General features: G+C 38.3%; 2 protein-coding genes and 1 pseudogene. All 3 read right to left on the bottom strand.

The window, feature by feature from the left end:
• Window positions 1-65: 65 nt before the first annotated feature.
• Window positions 66-1,355, bottom strand: coding sequence for an FtsW/RodA/SpoVE family cell cycle protein (locus VIH09_RS13280; protein WP_331581796.1), 1,290 nt, complete (start codon window positions 1,353-1,355; stop codon window positions 66-68).
• A gap of 38 nt (window positions 1,356-1,393) precedes the next feature.
• On the bottom strand, window positions 1,394-2,725 hold the full coding sequence (murD, locus tag VIH09_RS13275; RefSeq protein WP_331581795.1) for a UDP-N-acetylmuramoyl-L-alanine--D-glutamate ligase: 1,332 nt from the start codon (window positions 2,723-2,725) through the stop codon (window positions 1,394-1,396).
• 1 nt (window position 2,726) lies between these two features.
• Window positions 2,727-2,865 (bottom strand): annotated as a pseudogene (locus VIH09_RS13270) (phospho-N-acetylmuramoyl-pentapeptide-transferase); the annotation flags it as partial.

Genomic DNA, 2,865 nt, shown 5'->3' with positions numbered 1-2,865 from the left:
TATATTGTTTCATCTGAAATAAAAGTTGTTACGTTTTTGAAAAAACAGTTAATCTTCTAAAAATATTATTTGTTTAAAACCGCATTCATGGGATTTGTCGCCTTGTCCTCGATAGAATAATCTTCAAGTTCCCCGGCGTCGGACGCCAGTTCAGCATCAATCAGTCTCCTCAGTGCCTCTTCTCTTTTGGCGGCGTCTTTCTGTTCTTGTACAATTTCTTCGTCTTTTTTGGTGACGCTTATGATAATCCCAAGTGCAAAACAGGTCATCCAGATAGAACTTCCGCCGCTGCTTATCAGAGGTAACGTCTGTCCAGTCACAGGCAACAATTCCACCGCGACCGCCATATTGATCATCGCTTGAAATATCATCGGAAACCCTAATCCAATTACGACCAGTTTTCCGAATAGGGTATTGGCTTTGTGCGAGGCAACAACGAATCGGAATAGTAATAATAAGTATAAAGTCAGCACGCCTAATCCGCCTACAAGTCCATATTCTTCTACTATAATGGCGTAAATAAAATCGGAGGATGACTGGGGTAAAAAATTCTTTTGAACACTTTTACCCGGTCCCAGCCCATAAATTTTTCCCGAAGCGATCGCTATTTTTGCCTTCTCAATTTGATAATCATCTTCGTCAGGCTTATCGGTGCTAAAATTCTCGATCCGACTTTCCCACGTCTGCACCCTGCTGAAAAACCGGGAATCCGGGAATGCTTTACTTAGAAGAATGAAAAAAGCTAGAAATAGAATTCCTGACCCTATAATAATTCCGATATATTTTAACGGATACTTCCCGATGAAAACCAACATGAGTATCATAGCAAAAATTAACGCTGTTGTGGAGAAGTTAGCCGGCAATATGAGAATTAAGGTAAAGAAAACCGGCAACCAAAGCTCCCATAATGAGGCTTTGAAAGTAATTGGAGTTTCCCTGGATTTTGATAAATAACGAGCAACAAATATGAACAACACTACAGATGCCAACGTTGACGTCTGGAAGGATATCCCTATAAAAGGAACCTGGATCCACCTGCTGGCATTTGCGCCCGCGATAACAGTCCCTTTAATCAGCGTATACATCAATAATATCCAAACGACTGGCAAAGCCACTTTGGAAATAGCCCTGAAATAGTGATATGGCACTCTATGAACCCCATATATAATTAAAAAACCAATACAAATGTGTGCCAAATGCTTTACCAAATAGCCCAATGTATTTCCCGTCCCATGACCCAAATAAGCTAAATTACTACTGGCGCTAAAAACAGGCATAAACGAAAACAAGGCCAATAGTGCCACGAATGACCATATCCCTTTATCTCCTTTTAACTTGCTTATCAGTTGTTTCATTTTTATTGCTTGAGTTATAAAACTATTATTAGTTCTATTTACAGATTATGCACCGCTTGCTTGAATTGGTTTCCCCTGTCTTCATAATTTTCGAACAAATCAAAACTGGCGCAGGCTGGTGATAACAAAACTGTATCTCCTTTTTCAGTTAATCTTTGAGCCATTCTTACCGCATCATTCATGTTCGAAACTTCAACCATGACATCAACAACGTTTCCAAAAGCATCGATGATTTTTTTGTTATCTACACCGAGACAAACGATCGCCTTTACTTTTTCACGTACTAAAGACATCAGTTCATTGTAGTCATTCCCTTTATCAACTCCACCCACAATCCATACCGTTGGTGTATTCATACTGTCCAGCGCAAAAAATGTGGCGTTCACATTTGTTGCTTTTGAATCATTGATATATTGAACATTTTGAATTTTCAATACTTTCTCCAAACGGTGCTCCACACCTTGGAAATTAGATAAGCTTTCGCGAATTGTTGCTTTTCTTATTTGCATCAATTTCGCCACAGAGGTTGCTGCCATTGCATTTTTCATATTATGTTTCCCTTCTAAGGCAATAGATTCAGTCTCCATTTTAAACTCATCTTGATTGATAATTACTTCCATATTGTTGTTTTGTATAAATGCTCCTTCGTTGAATGTTTTTGTCAATGAAAAAGGGATTAATTTTGCTTTCGTTTTATTTTTTTTAAACCATTCCGTAATGGCCTCATCATCTGCATCATATATGAGGTAATCCTCCTCAGTTTGATTCATCGTTATTCTAAATTTTGAATCAATATAATTTTCGTATTTATAATCGTATCGATCTAAATGATCTGGACTAATATTGGTTATAATGGCAATATGCGGCTTGTAATTCACAATCCCATCGAGCTGGAAGCTGCTTAGCTCAAGTACGTAAGAATCAAATTTATCCTCAGCTACCTGCTGGGCGAAACTCTTTCCTATGTTTCCTCCCAATCCGACGTTCAGTCCAGCCGACTTCAACAAATGATAGACTAACATCGTCGTAGTGGTCTTTCCGTTACTTCCTGTTATCCCAATCGTGATGGCTTTTGTAAAAGGGGCTGCAAACTCAATTTCAGAAATCACAGGAATGCCTTTTTCTATCAGCTTTTTAACGATGGGAGTCTTCTCAGGAATACCTGGGCTTTTCATCACCACATCAGCATTCAAAATCAAATCCTCTGTGTGTTTTTCCTCTTCCCAGGCAATACCATTACTTGTAAGAACTTCTTTGTAATTATCTTTTATTTTTCCAAAGTCAGACACAAAAACATCATATCCTTTTTCTTTTCCGAGAATGGCCGTACCCACTCCACTTTCTCCTCCGCCTAATACAACTAGTCTCATGCTATCTTAATTTTAAAGTAACAATTGAAAGTATCGCCAACATTATGGCCACAATCCAAAATCGAGTTACAATTTTGCTTTCGTGATAACCTCTCTTTTGATAATGATGATGTAAGGGAGCCATCAGAAAAATTCTTTTG

Origin of the sequence: Flavobacterium sp., from assembly GCF_036515215.1 — a bacterium.
Classification (GTDB): Bacteria; Bacteroidota; Bacteroidia; order Flavobacteriales; family Flavobacteriaceae; genus Flavobacterium.
This window is presented reverse-complemented; position numbering and strand designations above follow the sequence as displayed.